The organism is Pseudomonas sp. P5_B3, assembly GCF_056400405.1.
The window spans coordinates 1-16312 of sequence record NZ_JBFULI010000061.1 but is presented as its reverse complement, the minus strand read 5'-3'; the positions used below and the strand labels follow the sequence as shown (position 1 = coordinate 16312).

The window sequence follows — 16312 nt, the reverse complement described above, 5'->3', positions numbered from 1 at the left end:
CATTTCATGGCAACAGCATCAGCCTTCATCGACATCCCGGCTTCGGCCGAACAGGTCTGGCAATTGATTGGCGGTTTCAACTCGCTGCCGGACTGGCTGCCGTTCATTCCCAAGAGCGAGCTCAGCGAAGGCGGGCGCGTGCGCAGCCTGCAAACGGCGGACGGCGCAGTGGTGATCGAACGCCTGCAAGCGTTCGACAACGTCGGCCAAACCTACAGCTACTCGATTTTGCAGGCACCCTTTCCGGCGACTGATTATCTGGCGACGATCAAGGTTCAAGCCCAAGGCGAGGGCGCGCGGGTGACCTGGTCCGGGAGGTTCGAGCCGGTGGGTGTGAGCAACGAGGAAGTGGAGGCGTTGTTTACCGGTATCTATCAGGGTGGACTTGAGGCGTTGCGGGCCAATTACCCGGCTTGATAAACACCACCAATCCCTTGTAGGAGCGAGCTTGCTCGCGATGGACGTCAACGAAAACGCTTACTGTCTGAATGAGCGCGTCGACCTTGCGTCCATCGCGAGCAGGCTCGCTCCTACAGGGGATCAATTTCAGGCTTGAGGAATCAAGCTCTCCCGACAATCGAGCACCAGCCGCGCGCCACCCAGTTCGCTGCTGCCCACCTCCAGGGTAAACCCGTGCAGGCTGACAATCGCCGCGACGATGGACAGCCCCAGCCCGAAGCCGCTCTTTTGATTGCCCGCCTCGGCACGGTAGAAACGCTGGAACACCGCTTCACGTTCCGCCTCGGGAATGCCCGGGCCGGAGTCGAGCACTTCGATCCGCGTGTGCCCGCCAGCATTGATCCCGCGCAAGATCACCGCGCCACCGGGCGGGGTGAATTTGATCGAGTTGCTCAACAGGTTCGCCACGGCTTCGAACAGCAGTGCGCGGTCGCCATTGAGGGGCGGCAATGACGCGGGCAGGTGTAGTTGGAACACCAGACCGTCGTCTTCCGCCAGGGGCAGATAGAACTCATGCAGCTCTTGCAACAACGACACCGGGTCCAGTTGCACGAAACCGGAGCGACGCTGGCGATCTTCCAGTTCGGAAATCCGCAGCAAGCCACGGAAACGCGCCATCAACGTGTCGGCCTCGGCCAGCACCAGGTCCAGTTGCATGGCCTGCGGCGAGCCTTCGCCGGCTTGCTGCTGCATGCGGTAAAGCTGCGCGCGCAGACGGGTCAGGGGCGTGCGCAGGTCATGGGCGATGTTGTCGCACACGCCCTTGACCTCGTTCATCAAGCGCTCGATGCGTTCGAGCATGGCATTGACGATGGCGGCGAGCATGTCCAGTTCGTCACGCCGGTTGGACAGTGGCAAACGCCGGCTCAGGTCGCCGGCGACGATGGCTTCGGCGCTGGCCTGAATCCCGCGAATGCGTCGCAACGGCCGGCGCCGCAGCAAATACCAGCCGACGATGCCCGGCACGATGGTCAGGGTCACACCCCAGAACAGGGCGTGAAGGATGATCCGGGTGACGGCGAACAGCGAGCCGTTGTCGCGAACCAGCACCAGCCAGCGGCCGTCGAGGGTGCGGGTCGCCACGGCGTCGCAACTGTCGGCGGGCAGCGTCTGGTCGTTGCTGTCGTCGGAGGCATCGCAATCGCGCAGCATGTGGATCTTGCCATCGAGCGGCAAGCCGTCCGGAATGTAGCGCAGGGCGCCGCTGAGGTAACGCTGCCGGGCATCGAACAGGCCGTAGGCGTCGATGCCGCGGATATCGAAGGTCATGCTGACGGCGAGGGCGTCCACCAGTTGCTCGCCGGAGAAGCGCGAAAACAGGTGCTGGCGTTGCATCAGCGAATGCTTGGCCAGGTTGTCCAGGTAAGCGGAAACCTCGTAGTACATGACCCCCATGAGAATCCCGCTCCAGATCACGAACAGCGAACTGTAGAGCGCCAGCAAACGGCTGCTGGAAGAGCGCCAGCCTTTAGACGGGTTCGGCAATGACATAACCCGAGCCTCGCACGGTCCGAATCAGTGGGACATTGCCAGGCGGGTCGATCTTCTTGCGCAGACGGCCGATGTGGACATCGATCAGGTTGGTACCGGGGTCGAAGTGGTAACCCCAGACTTCTTCGAAAATCATCATCCGCGAGAGGATTTGCCCGGTATTGCGCATCAGGAACTCCAGCAGTTTGTACTCGGTGGGCAACAGCGTCAGCAGTTGACCGTCGCGGCTGGCTTCGTGGCTGATCAGGTTCAGCTCCAGATCCGCCACCCGCAGCGTGGTGGCCTGGGCGGTGACAGTGTTCTGCCGGCGCAGCAGGACTTCGACCCGGGCGGCCATTTCATCGGTGGCGAAGGGTTTGGTCAGGTAGTCGTCGCCGCCGGCGCGCAAGCCGCGCACGCGTTCATCGACATCGGACAGCGCGCTGATCATCAGGATCGGCGTGGCCACGCCCATGGTCCGCAGCGTGGTGACAATCGCCAGGCCATCGAGCCCGGGCAACATGCGGTCGAGTGTGATCAGGTCATAGTTGCCGCTGACCGCACGCTCCAGCCCTTCGCGGCCATTGTCGACCCAGTCGACGTCGAGGCCGTGGCTACTCAGTTCAGCGACAATTTCCCGGGCGGTCACGGCGTCGTCTTCGATGGTCAAGATGCGGGTCATAGGGCTGGCCTGATAAGCAGTTCATTACGAAGTTGCGAACATTTTGCCAAGAATTGCCCGCGACTTAATAAATTAACTTTCATCTGGCTCGCGATAGCGGGCTGACAGGCAATTCATGTGTCGACTGACACGACGCCATCGCGAGCAAGCTCGCTCCCACAATGGATTGATGTCGAGCACAAAATCCGCGTACGACGAAAATTACTGTGGGAGCGAGCTTGCTCGCGATAGCGGCAGATCAGGCGAAATGAATCGGTCAGTCAATCGGCGTACTGATAAACACCTCAAGCCCTTCGGCATACGCCGTGAACGCAGCAATCCGCGGAAACTGCGCCGCACTCACCTGATCCGGCACTACCAGATTGGTAAAGCTCCAGGCTACGGCGAGGGTAATGCCGTCCTGCTCAAGCGAACCATCAGTTTTCAGCGGCTGTTTTTCCAGCTCCCGCTCCAGCGCCGAATAGGCCGCCGTCAGCTGTCCTTCGACCCGCTGCACCCAGGGTTCAAATTGAATTTCCTCGGGCCGCAAGTTGCGCTCGTAGTAAAGCTGCACGGACTTTTCGCTGGCGGCCAGCGCCAGGCCGATCAGGCGTAACGCGCGCAAGCGCTGACCAGGCTCGACGGGCAACAGGCTGTTGCCGGCCAGGGTTTCGAGGTAGTCGATGATCAGCGTCGAATCCATCAACACCTCACCGTCATCCAGCACCAGTGTGGGCGCCTTGACCACCGGATTGATCTGCTGGAATTGTTCGAAGTGGCGGAACACCGAGACCGATTGATGTTCCAGGGTGATTCCCAGGCATTTGGCAGAAATGGCGGCGCGCCTGACATAGGGCGAATCCAGCATACCGATCAGCTTCATGGTCCTTTCCTTTATATGGCCATTTCGGGAGGGACAACCTTAGCTGAGGTTCGCAGCCCTGCAAATGACTGTGAATAATGCCCGGCGCAAGCCGTTTGTCTTCTATATACAGCCGTTCGACTGAATTTCTTGCTATAAACGCACTCCGATTACCACCTCAAAGCCTGCGGTAGAGCATTTTCAGGGCTTTGTCGGACAAATTCGCTGTCTTTTCAGTTGCTGAGGCCTCAAGTCGGCCGTAGACTGCCGCCCCTCGTAAATTGAGTGCCGGGTGGCGCTTGGAACAAACGGCGCCTTTCCGATGGCCTGCCCAGGTCTGCCGGAACGCTCCCTTATTCGCCTTAATGCACGTTTTTTTATAGAGATATCAATGACAAAGGACAAGTTGCTGGCCATGCCGGCGGATGACTACATGAATGCCGAGCAACATGCTTTTTTCTCCGAGCTGTTGCAGAACATGAAAGTCGAAACCCATGAGCGCATCGAACAGAACCGCATCGCCATCGAAAGCCTGGACACCCCGGCCGATCCGGCAGACGCGGCTTCGGTCGAAGAAGAGCGCACCTGGCTGGTGAACGCTATCGATCGCGACCAGCGCATGCTGCCTCAGTTGGAACAAGCCCTTGAGCGCATCAAGGAAGACAGCTTTGGCTGGTGCGACGACAGCGGCGAGCCGATTGGCCTCAAGCGCCTGCTGATCAGCCCGACCACCAAGTACTGCATCGAAGCTCAAGAGCGTCACGAGCAAATCGACAAGCACCAGCGTCAGGCCTGATTCTGCAAGGCAGCCCCTTTGATCCGGGCTGCCCTGAAAAGATCGCAGCCTGCGGCAGCCCCTGCGCAATTGATGCAGGGCGCTGTTGCAGGCTGCGATCTTCGTTTTCTGCCGTCTTCGATTTCCCGGTTGTTCTATTGATCTGCTGCAACGCTCACGACTAAAGGCTCATGGATAATGGCTTTATGGTGGCGTTTAATGCGAAGACAACAATTAGAAGCTTTCCGGGGTAACGATGATGACGAGAGACGGGTCTCTGGTTGCGGCAGTGCCTGCACCAGTGCTGTTGCCGAAAAACCGCTGGCTGACACCGACGCTGCAAAGCATCGCCCTGATGCTGTTGTTATGTGGCATGACGCTGGGTGACGGGTCGCTCTACCTTGGCCTGCCGCTGGCCGTATTGATTGTCTGGCTGCCTCGCCTGCGTTCGCGCGCGATCCCGCAGGCGGCTTCCCCCGACAACCCCGATGCCATTGGCGAGTTGACTCGCGATCTTTCCTACACCACCAGCCATAACGCGCTGTCAGCCGCCGGTGTGGCGTTCTCGGTTCGGCAACTGGCGGACAAACTGCAATCGCAGCTCACGGCGGCGGCACAGATCGTCAGCAACGCCGAGGTCATGATCACCACCGAACAGGCCACCTCGACGCTCAGTCGCCAGGCGCTGAGTGCCGCCAGCGAGGCTCATCAAAGTGGCGCGGTGGGGCGTACGCAACTGATCGAGTCCATCGCGCGCATGCATCAGCTCAGCCAGCGCGCCAGTAACAGCCGTGAACTGATCGAAGCTTTGAGCCTGCGCAGCGATGATATCCAGCGCGTGACCCTGGTGATTCAGTCCATCGCCAGCCAGACCAACCTGTTGGCGTTGAACGCAGCGATAGAAGCGGCGCGGGCGGGGGAGCACGGTCGCGGGTTTGCGGTGGTGGCCGACGAGGTTCGCGGGCTCGCCGCACGCACGGCGACTGCCACGGGCGAAGTGGGCGAAATGGTGGCCGATATCCAGCAACGTACCGCGCAGGTGGTGGAGCAGATCCGTCAACTATCCAGCGACCTTGATACCGGCGTCGAGCAGGTCGAACGGACGGGACAGCATCTGGAGAACATTGCCCGTCTGGCGGCCAGTGTCGAGTCCCAGGTCGGGGAAATCGCCCAGGGGGCAGACACCAACCGTGAGCAACTCGACAGCCTGTTCCACGCCATCGAGCAGATGCGCAGCGACCTGGCGGTCAGCGACCAGCAGACTCAACGCCTGGCCCAGGCGGCGGTGCAAATGGAAGGGCAAGCCGAAACCATCAGCGAGCGTCTTGCCGAGGTGGGGCTGGATGACTATCACCAGCGGGTCTATGACCTGGCGCGGGAAGGCGCGAGGCAGATTGCAGCGCGATTCGAGGCGGATATCGATGCCGGTCGAATCAGTCTCGACGATCTGTTCGACCGCAATTACCAGACTATTCCCAATACCAGCCCGGCCAAGTACCAGACGCGTTTCGACCGCTACACCGATCAGGTTCTGCCAACGATCCAGGAACCGTTGTTACCGCGTCACGAAGGATTGGTGTTTGCCATCGCCTGCACCCAGCAGGGTTATGTGCCGACCCATAACAAGGCATTCAGCCAGCCGTTGACGGGCGATGCGCAGGTCGATGCCTTGCAGAACCGGACCAAACGCAAGTTCGCTGACCGTACCGGGATCCGCTGCGGCAGCCATCAGAAGGCCGTGCTGCTGCAAACCTATACCCGTGACACCGGCGAGTTGATGCACGATCTCTCGGTGCCGATCATGCTCAAGGGCCTGCATTGGGGTGGTTTGCGCCTGGGCTACAAACCGGAAAAGCCGCGTTAGAAAACCCGGGCTGCAGGACGATTGTTACGAATTCTGCAATGAACCTGTGCAGGGTTTTGCTGTTTCCTCGTCGGAAAACTGATTAACATATCTACTAATTAGGTTGCTAATGAATTTCGAGGGGTCAGCATGCAAGGCAAAGTTGATGTCGCGGTCATGATCGGCAGCGGTGTACCCGCCAATTTGCGATCCATGGGGCGCAGGGTCTGCTGGGTGGTGTTGCTCAATGGCGAACGCCGGGGCACGGCGTTCTCCAGTCGCGATGAAGCGGAGGAATGCAAGGCTGCCTGGTTGGCGCAATTGAACGCCGAAAAACCTGGCAGCCTGCATTGAGGTGGTCAGTGCGTCTGGTGCATGCGCAGGTTCRGGTCGTCGACCACCCGCGCCCAGTCTGCGTCTTGGCTCACCGCCAACCCGACAATCAGGCTTTCAATGCACCCGCATCGACCGCGGCCTTCAACTCCCTGGCCGATTCCTGGGCCGCAACGGCGGCGATATCCGGGGTTTTGAACCAGCGATCCTTTTCGACCTGGTGATAGGTCACGGCCTTTAGCGGTGGTTTGGCGCGCATGACAATCACGGCCTGGAATTCACCGTCGATTTCTCTGGCTTCACCCCGGATAAAAAACTCGCCGATATCAAATTCCATCACGTTGCWGACTTCCCCTGGAAATACATTGTTGTTGTCAACGCAACCCGATTTTTTGCGGATCCGTTTTATTGGGCTGGCAGTATGGCAGTAGTTGCCCGTCGACGGCTGAGATAAGTCGGCGGGCAGACGAAACGTCGATGGGGTGAGTGCGGCGGGTATGTCAACAATGTGATTCAAGAAACCGGGCGAGGGCACAGGCTTCATTATGATCCGCTCGGAAACCTCTTACGCAGCCTGTCGAAATATCCTTGATATGAAAGAAGGCAATGCCTGCCATCACCACCTGAAATCGCGGGCGGGCCGGGGCATCGAGAAGCGGTTCATGGGGGCGGAACCCTATCGGGTGCAAGATCGGTGGTGTTTCCGTGTCAGGCACCAAGGGATAAGCGAAGTGAGTCAGCGTGCACATATGAAGTCCTTTTCATGGTTTTATCGACGTATGTACGTCGTTTTGGCTAGTCTCCAAGAGCATCGCTGCTCTAGAATCACCCTCACTGGCGGGGAATCGATGTTTATCTAAAGCAATTTTTTGCGGACGATATGTAGGAAGAGATTTTTTCTTGATGAGATTTTTCCCCAAAGTTGATAGTCCATGCTTTTCTGGCAGCAGAAAGGGTGTTTTCCTTCAGCCTGTGACGAACGCCAGGCAGGACGACGCGAGTGACGTTCCAGTAGTCTTCTCAAGCTTCGTGATGAGTGAGCGCACTGCTCATTCAGGACTTCAATTCGGGTTCTTTGGCGACACCTTCGGCATTGCCGCTTTTTTGGCTGTGCGTTTATTTCTCGCGCACGGCACCAATTTTCAGATGTGGGGATGTTTCCTTGGCAGTAAGTAATCTCGATATGCATGCTTTGTTCGTGCTGGGTGATTTGCGCGCAAAGCTGGTCAAGCAGTTTCAGTCACGTTTCGTTTACATCACCGAACAGAACGCTGAAGGCATCTACATTGCCGAAATCGACACCGAATCAGCCCTGGTGGTGGACGACAAGCCCGGACTCAAACTCAAGGTCGGCGATCATTTCAGCGCGTCCGTGCTGCCCAGTCGTGAAGGCGGCAAGCTGGACATCAAGTTCCGCGACATCAAGCTTACGGTTTACGGGATTGGCGATTACGCCTTCGTGACCACGGCCGACGGTCAGGGGATAGTGTTCAAGGAAGGTCACAGCGTGGTGATGGTGTTTGCCGCCTATCAACAGTTGCAGGAAGGCCTGACCAAGACCCTCAAGGCCGTGACCGCCAAAGCGGCCAAATGGCGCAAGGGCGAACTGGTGACCTTCAAGGCCAGCGAGTGATGACCCTGACCCGCGCCGATTTCCACGAACAGAACCTGGCCAGCGCTCAAGACGAAGCGCGGCGGCTGTTCGGGCAGAAGGTCATTCTGCAAGGAGCCTGGCTGAATTGGGTGGCGTCACAGCTTTACCAACTGCAACCGGCGGCATACGCCAGTATGGTCAGGCGCGAGCTGATGCGTTTGCAGGAAAATCGCGAAAACTGATCCACGCACCTCGAAAGCAGGAACCTCTACTACAGTCATTGGACTGAGTATTCAGAGGCTTCGCGGTCTACTGCCAGGCCATCCTGCTATTGCTGTGAACAGCACGAGGTGCAAAAGCATGAACGGATTTCGACGGTTGCTGGCTGCTGTCCTGGCCACTTTCGGCTTACTGGCGACACCCGCCCCGGTGTTTGCCGCCCAGGCGCCGATCCACTTCGCCGACCTGAACTGGGAAAGCGGCAGCCTGATTACCGATGTCCTGCGCATCATTGTCGAGAAGGGCTATGGGCTACCGACCGACACCTTGCCGGGCACCACCATCACTCTGGAAACCGCGCTGGCCAATAATGACATCCAGGTCATTGGCGAAGAGTGGGCCGGTCGCAGCCCGGTGTGGGTCAAGGCGGAAGCCGAAGGCAAGGTCGTCAGCCTCGGCGACACGGTCAAGGGCGCTACCGAAGGCTGGTGGGTGCCGGAATATGTGATCAAGGGCGACCCGGCCAAGGGCATCAAGCCGCTGGCGCCGGACCTGCGCAGCGTCAGCGACCTGCCGCGTTACAAAGACGTGTTCAAGGATCCGGAAGCCCCGACCAAGGGGCGTTTCCTCAACAGCCCCATCGGTTGGACCTCGGAAGTGGTCAACAAGCAGAAGCTCAAGGCGTATGGGCTGGACGACAGCTACGTGAACTTCCGCAGCGGTTCGGGTGCGGCACTGGATGCAGAGATCAGTTCGTCCATTCATCGTGGCAAACCGGTACTGTTTTACTACTGGTCGCCCACGCCGTTGCTCGGCCGCTTCAAGCTGATTCAACTCGAAGAGCCACCGTTCAACGCCGAAGCCTGGAAAACCTTGACCGACGCCGACAACCCCAACCCACAGCCGACCCGTTCCCTGGCCTCCAAGCTGTCGATCGGTGTGTCCACCCCCTTCCAGAAGCAGTATCCACAGATTGCCGAGTTCTTCGCCAAGGTCGACTTTCCGATCGACCCGCTGAACAAAGCGCTGGCCGAGATGAGCGAGAAACATACGCCGCCGCGTCAGGCGGCGCAGGCGTTCATGAAGGCTCATCCGGACGTCTGGAGGGCCTGGCTGCCCAAGGACGTGGCGGATAAAGTCTCCACCGCCCTGTAGGCGCTGCCGCAGGCTGCGATCTTTTGATCTTTGTCATAAAAAAGCAAAATCAAAACATCGCAGCCTGCGGCAGCTCCTACAATGTTCAGTTCATATCCCTTTCAAGGATTTCTGAACCATGACCCTGTTGTTGGCTCAGTCRCTGGTGACGATCTTCGCCGTGATCAGTCTGGTGCATGTGTATTGGGCGTTGGGTGGCGAATGGGCTGCGGTGGCGGCGGTCCCGCAGGTACCGCACGAGGGCAGTGCGCAACTGAGGCCAGCGTTCAAGCCACGAGGCTGGATCACCCTGGTGGTGGCCGGCCTGTTGCTGTTGATTGCCGCGCTGGTGTGCTTGCGGGTGGGTTGGTGGCTGCCACCCTTGCATCACTGGTCGTTGCAGTGGGTGATCAGCGCGATTGCGATTTTGCTGTTTGCCCGGGCGATTGGCGATTCGGAGCTGGTGGGTTTTTTCAAAGAGGTCAAAGGCTCGAAATTTGCCCGGCTGGACACCTGGGTTTACTCGCCGTTGTGTGTGGTGCTGGGGGCTGGGTTATTGGCGGTGGCCTGGGTCTGATTAAGCGACGCTTCTGTAGTGACAATACTGACCTCATCGTCGGATCGCCGCCCGGACCAAGCTCGCTCCCACAGGGTTCAGCGCAATCCCTGTGGGAGCGAGCTTGCTCGCGATGAGGCCGGCCCAGGCACAACAAATCTTTGACCTAACTACCGCTCTCACTCCGCCGACTGCTCACTTCAGCCGGCACATCATCCCCGGCCATGCGTTTGCGAAACAGCGCCGCCCGGGCCAGCAGCAAGGTGGTCACCGGCACGGTAATCGCCAGCAGGATCGGAATCAGCCAGGCGTGCAATACCGGCGCGGACTTGAGCGCCGAAAAGTAGATGATCGAAGCCAGCGCCACGCACCAGGCCCCGAGTGTCGAGGCCAGGGCTGGTGGGTGCATGCGCTGGAAGTAATCCTTCATGCACAACAGGCCCGTGGCGCCGATCAATGCAAACAGGCTGCCGAGCACCAGCAGGATCGCCACCGGGATTTCCACCCACAACGACAATGGCGTATTCATTCGATCACCTCACCGCGCAGCAGGAATTTCGCCAGGGCGAACGAGCCGACGAAACCGAACAGGGCGATCAGCAGCGCCGCCTCGAAGTACGTGTCACTGGCATAACGGATACCCAGCGCCAGCATCATCAGCATCGCGACGATGTACAGGTAGTCCAGTGCCAGAACCCGGTCCTGGGCCGACGGTCCCTTGAACAGGCGGATCAGGGTCAGGATCATCGCCAAAGAAAAGAAGAACAGGCTCAGCAGGATCGCGTTCGACAGCAACGGGCTCATTCGAAGATCTCCATCAAAGGACGTTCGTAGGTCGCCTTGAAGTGCTGGATGAACAGCGCCTCATCATCGAGGTCGAAGACGTGCAACAGCAGAATGCTGCGGTCCAGCGCCAGCTCCGACCAGACCGTACCGGGCACTACCGTGGTGATCATCGACAGAGCAGCCAGGCCATTGGCATCGCGCAAGTCCAGCGGCACCTTGATGAATCGCGAGCGGGGCGGGCGGCGACCGGCATTGAGTACGCGCCAGGCCACGGCGAGGTTGGACACCAGCACATCACGCCCGACCAGCAGGACCAGGCGCAGGATCACCCCGGGACGACGGATGCGCACCGGCAGCGGACGCAGCCTGCGCATCATCAGCGGCGCACAAAACCCCAGAACCGCACCCAGCAGCAGATTGCCGGGGCTGGTCGACAGGTTCAGCAGCAACCACAGCAGCCACAAGGCCAGCGACAGCAGCGGTGCCGGAAACAGGCGCTTCATGGCTGCACCTCCAGCGTGGTCGCATGGGCCGGCGGGTTCGGTACGACGCGCGTGTCGAGCACCGCCATCACATACTGCTGCGGGTTGTACAAGGCATCGGCGGCGGCCTGGGTGTAGCGCAGCAGCGGATCGGCCTTGAAGGTCAGCGCAATGCTCAAGCCCAGCAGGGCGAGGATCGGTACGCATTCAAGGCGTCGCAGCAGGGGCGATGGCCGTTCCGCTGGCGTCCAGAAGCGCTGGATGCCCAAACGCGAGAAGGCGATCAGTGACGCCAGCCCGGACACAATCAACAACACCAACAGACCCCACGCGGCGTTGGAAACCGGTGTGTCGCCGCTGTTGCCCAGGCCCAGCGGATTGAGCAGGGCACCGATCAACCCGAGTTTGCCGATAAAGCCGGAGAGCGGCGGCATGCCGATGATCAGCAAGGCGCAAGCGATGAAACTCAGCCCAAGAAACGCCATGGTCCAGGGAATCACCTGGCCGACCACGGCTTTTTGTTCGTCGTCGAGGTTGATGCCTTTGGGCGGATGCAGGGATTCCAGTGGCCGGGGCAGCAGTTCGGTTTCATCTTCGAGCAGGACTTCGTTGGCCGAGCGCGAGCGTTCGATCAGTTCGGCCAGCAGGAACAGTGCGCTCAATGCCAGGGTCGAGCTGAACAGGTAGAACAGCGCCGCGCCGACCAGGTTCGGCTGGGCGAAACCGATGGTCGACAACAGAATGCCCGCCGACACCAGAATGCTCAGGCTGGCCATGCGCTCCAGGCGTTGTGCGGCGAGGATCGCCATGGCAGCGCAAACGATGGTCGCCATGCCGCCGTAGATCAGCCACTCACCGCCATAGAACGCCGATGCCCCGGCCTGGGCGGAGAACAGCAGCGTCCACAGGCGCAGCAAGGTGTAGACGCCGACCTTGGTCATGATCGCGAACATCGCCGCCACCGGCGCGCTGGCCGACGAATAGGCTGGCACCAGCCAGAAGTTCAGCGGCCACATGCCGGCCTTGGCCAGGAACGCGACGGCAAGAATCCCCGCGCCGGCGTGCAGCAAGCCGCGATCGGCTGCGGACACCAGCGGGATCTTTACCGCCAGGTCGGCCATGTTCAGCGTGCCGGTGACGCCATAGATCAGCGCCGCACCAATCAGGAACAGCGACGAGGCCAGCAGGTTGATCGAGATGTAATGCAGCCCCGACGACACCCGTGCCCGGCCCGAGCCGTGGAGCATCAACCCGTAGGACGCCGCCAGCAGCACCTCGAAGAACACGAACAGGTTGAACAGGTCAGCGGTGAGGAACGCGCCGTAAAGGCCCATCATCTGGATCTGGAACAGCGCGTGAAAACTCGAACCGGCGCCGTCCCAGCGGGCCATGGCAAACAGCAGGGCACAGACGCCGATGATGCCGGTCAGCACCAGCATCAGCGCCGACAGGCGATCAACCACCAGCACCAGGCCGAATGGCACTTGCCAGTTGCCCGGCAGGTACACGCCGATGGAGCCGGGCACGCCGGTGGTCTGCGTCCATTGCCACAATGCCACGGCAATGCCCAGCCCGAGCAGGCTGGAGAACAGATTGATCCTGGCCTTGAGCGGCCGGTGCTTCTCACCGAGCATCAGCATGATCGCGGCAGTCAGCAACGGCAGCAGGATGGGCGCGACGATCAGGTGGGTCATCGCCATCATTCCCTGGGCTCCCGGCCATCCACATGGTCGGTGCCGGTCAGGCCCCGGGAGGCCAGCAGCACCACCAGGAACAGCGCGGTCATGGCGAAGCTGATGACGATCGCCGTCAGCACCAGGGCTTGCGGCAACGGGTCGGTGTAATGCAACAGGTCCTGAGGGATGCCGTCCTTGATGATCGGTTCCTTGCCGATGAACAGGCTGCCCATGCTGAAAATGAACAGATTGACGCCATAGGACAGCAAGCACAGGCCCATGACCACCTGGAACGTCCGTGGGCGCAGGATCAGCCAGACGCCGGACGCGGCCAGCACGCCGATGGCGATTGCGATGACTTCTTCCATCAGACGACCTCCTTCATGGCAATGGATTTAGGTTGGGCAGCGGTTTTGTGACCCCGTACCGATTGGTGGGCGAGGGCGGTGAGGATCAACAGGGTCGAACCGACCACCACGCCGTACACGCCGATGTCGAAGAACAGCGCGCTGGCCAGGTGAATATCACCCAGCAGCGGCAACGAGAAATGCCAGGTGTGGGTGGTCAGGAACGGATAGCCGACCAGCATCGCACCCAGCCCGGTGGCTGTGGCAATCAGCAGTCCGGTGCCCATCCAGCGCAGTGGCCGCAGGCTCATCTGCGCCTCGACCCACTGCGTGCCGGCGACCATGTATTGCAGGATGAACGCCACCGACATCACCAGCCCGGCGACAAAACCGCCGCCCGGTTGATTGTGCCCGCGCATGAACAGGTAGAAGGACACCACCAGCGCCACCGGCAACAGCAGGCGCACCAGCACCGCCGGCACCATCATGAAGCCGAGCGCGGTGTCGCTGGCGTGACGCGGGTTGACCAGGTCGGTGACCACATCCGGCGCGAGCAAGCGTTGCTGGGCCGGCAGTTGCAGGCTTTCTTTCGGCGGACGGAAGCGGCGCAGCAGGGCGAACACGGTCAGGGCCACGGCCACCAGCACGGTGATTTCACCGAGGGTGTCGAAACCACGGAAGTCCACCAGCATCACGTTGACCACGTTGCTGCCGCCGCCCTCGGGCAAGGCGCGGCTGAGGTAGAACGAGGAAATGTCGTTGGGGGTCTGGCGCGTCAGCATGGCGTAGGCCAGCAACGCCATGCCGACACCGACCGCGGTCGACAGCAGCAAGTCGCGGATCCGCCGTACCCGCGCCCGGCGCAGACTGCCCGGCAACGGCGAGACCTCCTCGATCCGTCGTGGCAACCAGCGCAGGCCCAGCAGGATCAGCACCGTGGTCACCACTTCGACCGCCAGTTGGGTCAGGGCCAGGTCCGGCGCCGAAAACCAGACGAAAGTGACGCAGGTCATCAGGCCGCAGACGCTGACCATGGTCAGGGCCGCGAGCCGGTGATACTTGGCTTGATAGGCCGCGCCAAGGGCGCAGGCGATGGCCAGCAACCACAAGGTGACGAAGACGATCGACCCGGGGATTTTCGGCCGGTCGCCCCAGTGCAGGCTGCTGTGCAACATGGGAATCAACCCGGCCAGCACGGCGGCGAACACCACCAGGAACAACTGCATTTGCAGGCGCCGGGTGCCAATCCGCGGCTCCAGGCGCCGGGCCAGGCGCATGCTGGCGACCAACGCGTATTCGAACAGGTGCTTGCCGTCCAGGCGACCGACGACGGGCGGGCGGTTGAAGCGCCCGCGCTTGAATTGATTGCGCAGCAGCAGATAGAGCACGGTGCCGCAGGACAAGGCGATCAGGCTCATGATCATCGGCGCGTTCAGGCCGTGCCAGATGGCCAGACTGTATTCGGGCAGCGTGCCGCCGACCACCGGTTGCGCCGCCGCCGCGAGCAGTGGGCCGACCACCTGGGCCGGGAAGATCCCCACCACCAGGCAAGTGAACACCAGCAACTCGACCGGTGCGCGCATCCAGCGCGGTGGCTCGTGGGGCGTGTGGGGCAAGTCGGTCGCGGGCGGACCGAAGAACACATCCACGGTGAAACGCAGGGAGTAAGCCACGCTGAAGGTACCGGCAATGGTTGCCACGATCGGCAAGCTCAGTTCGACCCAGCGGGTGGCATTGATGAACACGGTTTCGGCGAAGAACATTTCCTTGGACAGGAAGCCGTTGAGCAACGGTACGCCGGCCATCGAGGCGCTGGCGACCATGGCCAGGGTGGCGGTGAACGGCATCAGTTTGTACAGGCCACTGAGCTTGCGGATGTCGCGGGTGCCACTTTCGTGGTCGATGATGCCCGCGGCCATGAACAGCGAGGCCTTGAACGTCGCATGGTTGAGGATGTGGAACACCGCGGCGACGGCGGCCAGCGGACTGTTCAGGCCGAGCAGCAGGGTGATCAGGCCGAGGTGGCTGATGGTCGAGTAGGCCAGCAAGCCCTTGAGGTCGTTCTGGAACATTGCGCAGTACGCCCCGAGCAACAGGGTGCAGGCGCCGGCGCCGCTGACGATATAGAACCATTGTTCACTACCCGAGAGCGATGGCCATAGCCGCGCGAGCAGAAACACCCCGGCCTTGACCATGGTCGCCGAGTGCAGGTACGCCGACACAGGGGTCGGCGCGGCCATGGCGTGGGGCAGCCAGAAATGGAAGGGAAATTGCGCGCTTTTGCTCAGTGCGCCGATCAGGATCAGGGGCAATAGAATCGGGTAGAGGGCATGGGCGCGAATCAGGTCGCCGGCGGCCAGGACCTTGTCCAGGTCATAGCTGCCGACCACATGGCCGAGCAGCATGACCCCCGCCAGCAGGCACAAACCGCCCGCACCGGTCACCATCAGTGCCATGTAGGCGCCGCGCCGGGCATCGGCGCGATGGTGCCAGTAGCCAATCAACAGGAACGAAAAGAGGCTGGTCAGCTCCCAGAAAAACACGATCTGGATCAGGTTGCCGGAAATCACCAGCCCGAGCATGGCGCCCATGAAGGCCAGGAAAAACGCGAAGAAACGCGGCACCGGATCGTTCGGCGACATGTAGTAGCGCGCGTACAACGAAACCAGGGTGCCGATGCCCAGCACCAGCATGGAGAACAGCCAGGCGAAACCGTCCATGCGCAGGACGAAGTTCAGGCCCAGGCTGGGCAACCAGAGAAACTCTTCGCGAATGACGCCGCCATGGGCGATCTGCGGGTACAGGAATGCGACCTGAAGGGTACCGATCAGGGCGATCAGGCCAGCCAGCAGGGATTCGGCGTTACGGGCGTTGTGCGGCAACACGGCCGCCAAACAGCTGCCTATGAAAGGCAGAAGCAGTAGAACTATCAGGGACATAGGCTTCTAATCTGCGGAAGTTTGTGAAGCATCATACGTGCCAGCTCCCGGATCACCAAACGCCAAGCTGTCGCAGAATCCTACACGGTAGACGGAAAAGCCCTGATTCAGATTGTTTCTGGTAGAGGGTTTTCGCCTGTGCTGACGCCATCGCGAGCAAGCTCGCTCCCACAGAG

At 60.7% G+C, this 16312-nt stretch carries 19 protein-coding genes; 8 read left to right on the top strand and 11 right to left on the bottom strand.

Annotation, left to right across the window (positions count from 1 at the left end):
* The first annotated feature begins 6 nt into the window (after positions 1-6).
* A complete protein-coding gene (locus AC1DRN_RS25895) occupies positions 7-417 on the top strand; it encodes an SRPBCC family protein (protein WP_223463521.1) in 411 nt (136 codons plus the stop codon).
* Positions 418-546: 129 nt separating this feature from the next.
* Here AC1DRN_RS25895 and AC1DRN_RS25890 read toward each other — a convergent pair whose 3' ends face one another.
* The 3 genes from AC1DRN_RS25890 to AC1DRN_RS25880 form a co-directional block, all read right to left on the bottom strand.
* The gene (locus AC1DRN_RS25890) at positions 547-1950 is read right to left on the bottom strand and encodes a sensor histidine kinase (RefSeq protein ID WP_223463522.1); all 1404 of its coding nucleotides are present in this window, start codon (positions 1948-1950) and stop codon (positions 547-549) included.
* Complete coding sequence (locus tag AC1DRN_RS25885) at positions 1928-2611, bottom strand: response regulator transcription factor (RefSeq protein WP_008020526.1); 684 nt, start codon at positions 2609-2611, stop codon at positions 1928-1930. The genes AC1DRN_RS25890 and AC1DRN_RS25885 overlap by 23 nt, the downstream gene beginning before the upstream one ends.
* A gap of 256 nt (positions 2612-2867) precedes the next feature.
* Positions 2868-3473, bottom strand: coding sequence for a glutathione S-transferase (locus tag AC1DRN_RS25880; RefSeq protein WP_223463523.1), 606 nt, complete (start codon positions 3471-3473; stop codon positions 2868-2870).
* A 370-nt stretch (positions 3474-3843) separates the two neighbouring features.
* Here AC1DRN_RS25880 and AC1DRN_RS25875 point away from each other — a divergent pair, with 370 nt between their 5' ends.
* The 3 genes from AC1DRN_RS25875 (at position 3844) to AC1DRN_RS25865 (ending at position 6424) form a co-directional block, all read left to right on the top strand.
* Positions 3844-4248, top strand: coding sequence for a TraR/DksA family transcriptional regulator (locus AC1DRN_RS25875; protein ID WP_007935965.1), 405 nt, complete (start codon positions 3844-3846; stop codon positions 4246-4248).
* Positions 4249-4483: 235 nt separating this feature from the next.
* Complete coding sequence (locus AC1DRN_RS25870) at positions 4484-6091, top strand: methyl-accepting chemotaxis protein (RefSeq protein ID WP_477786840.1); 1608 nt, start codon at positions 4484-4486, stop codon at positions 6089-6091.
* Positions 6092-6220: 129 nt separating this feature from the next.
* Positions 6221-6424 (top strand): hypothetical protein, encoded by a 204-nt coding sequence (locus AC1DRN_RS25865; RefSeq protein ID WP_223463524.1) that lies wholly within the window; start codon positions 6221-6223, stop codon positions 6422-6424.
* An 88-nt stretch (positions 6425-6512) separates the two neighbouring features.
* Here the strand turns inward: AC1DRN_RS25865 and AC1DRN_RS25860 are convergent, their stop codons facing one another.
* On the bottom strand, positions 6513-6743 hold the full coding sequence (locus AC1DRN_RS25860; RefSeq protein ID WP_223463538.1) for a hypothetical protein: 231 nt from the start codon (positions 6741-6743) through the stop codon (positions 6513-6515).
* Positions 6744-6903: 160 nt separating this feature from the next.
* Positions 6904-7152, bottom strand: coding sequence for a hypothetical protein (locus AC1DRN_RS25855; RefSeq protein ID WP_223463525.1), 249 nt, complete (start codon positions 7150-7152; stop codon positions 6904-6906).
* A 413-nt stretch (positions 7153-7565) separates the two neighbouring features.
* Here AC1DRN_RS25855 and AC1DRN_RS25850 point away from each other — a divergent pair, with 413 nt between their 5' ends.
* The 4 genes from AC1DRN_RS25850 (at position 7566) to AC1DRN_RS25835 (ending at position 9927) form a co-directional block, all read left to right on the top strand.
* On the top strand, positions 7566-8036 hold the full coding sequence (locus tag AC1DRN_RS25850; RefSeq protein ID WP_223463526.1) for a hypothetical protein: 471 nt from the start codon (positions 7566-7568) through the stop codon (positions 8034-8036).
* Entirely contained in the window at positions 8036-8239 is a 204-nt protein-coding gene (locus tag AC1DRN_RS25845; RefSeq protein WP_223463527.1) for a hypothetical protein, read from the top strand. The genes AC1DRN_RS25850 and AC1DRN_RS25845 overlap by 1 nt, the downstream gene beginning before the upstream one ends.
* A gap of 118 nt (positions 8240-8357) precedes the next feature.
* A complete protein-coding gene (locus AC1DRN_RS25840) occupies positions 8358-9371 on the top strand; it encodes an ABC transporter substrate-binding protein (RefSeq protein ID WP_223463528.1) in 1014 nt (337 codons plus the stop codon).
* A gap of 118 nt (positions 9372-9489) precedes the next feature.
* Positions 9490-9927, top strand: coding sequence for a DUF3995 domain-containing protein (locus tag AC1DRN_RS25835; protein ID WP_223463529.1), 438 nt, complete (start codon positions 9490-9492; stop codon positions 9925-9927).
* A 145-nt stretch (positions 9928-10072) separates the two neighbouring features.
* Here the strand turns inward: AC1DRN_RS25835 and AC1DRN_RS25830 are convergent, their stop codons facing one another.
* Genes AC1DRN_RS25830 through AC1DRN_RS25805 form a run of 6 tightly spaced genes read right to left on the bottom strand, consistent with a single transcriptional unit; the run spans position 10073 to position 16136 of the window.
* Entirely contained in the window at positions 10073-10435 is a 363-nt protein-coding gene (locus tag AC1DRN_RS25830; protein WP_223463530.1) for a Na+/H+ antiporter subunit G, read from the bottom strand.
* Positions 10432-10710, bottom strand: a complete 279-nt coding sequence (locus tag AC1DRN_RS25825; RefSeq protein ID WP_007986253.1) for a K+/H+ antiporter subunit F — start codon at positions 10708-10710, stop codon at positions 10432-10434. The genes AC1DRN_RS25830 and AC1DRN_RS25825 overlap by 4 nt, the downstream gene beginning before the upstream one ends.
* Complete coding sequence (locus AC1DRN_RS25820; protein ID WP_223463531.1) at positions 10707-11195, bottom strand: Na+/H+ antiporter subunit E; 489 nt, start codon at positions 11193-11195, stop codon at positions 10707-10709. The genes AC1DRN_RS25825 and AC1DRN_RS25820 overlap by 4 nt, the downstream gene beginning before the upstream one ends.
* On the bottom strand, positions 11192-12877 hold the full coding sequence (locus AC1DRN_RS25815) for a monovalent cation/H+ antiporter subunit D (RefSeq protein WP_223463532.1): 1686 nt from the start codon (positions 12875-12877) through the stop codon (positions 11192-11194). Before AC1DRN_RS25815 ends, AC1DRN_RS25820 begins: the two co-directional genes overlap by 4 nt.
* Positions 12874-13218 carry a Na+/H+ antiporter subunit C gene (locus AC1DRN_RS25810; RefSeq protein ID WP_008020558.1) on the bottom strand — a complete coding sequence of 115 codons (345 nt, stop codon included), beginning with the start codon at positions 13216-13218 and terminating at the stop codon, positions 12874-12876. Before AC1DRN_RS25810 ends, AC1DRN_RS25815 begins: the two co-directional genes overlap by 4 nt.
* Positions 13218-16136: a monovalent cation/H+ antiporter subunit A gene (locus AC1DRN_RS25805; protein WP_223463533.1), complete on the bottom strand. Its 2919-nt coding sequence runs from the start codon at positions 16134-16136 to the stop codon at positions 13218-13220. The genes AC1DRN_RS25810 and AC1DRN_RS25805 overlap by 1 nt, the downstream gene beginning before the upstream one ends.
* Positions 16137-16312 lie beyond the last annotated feature (176 nt).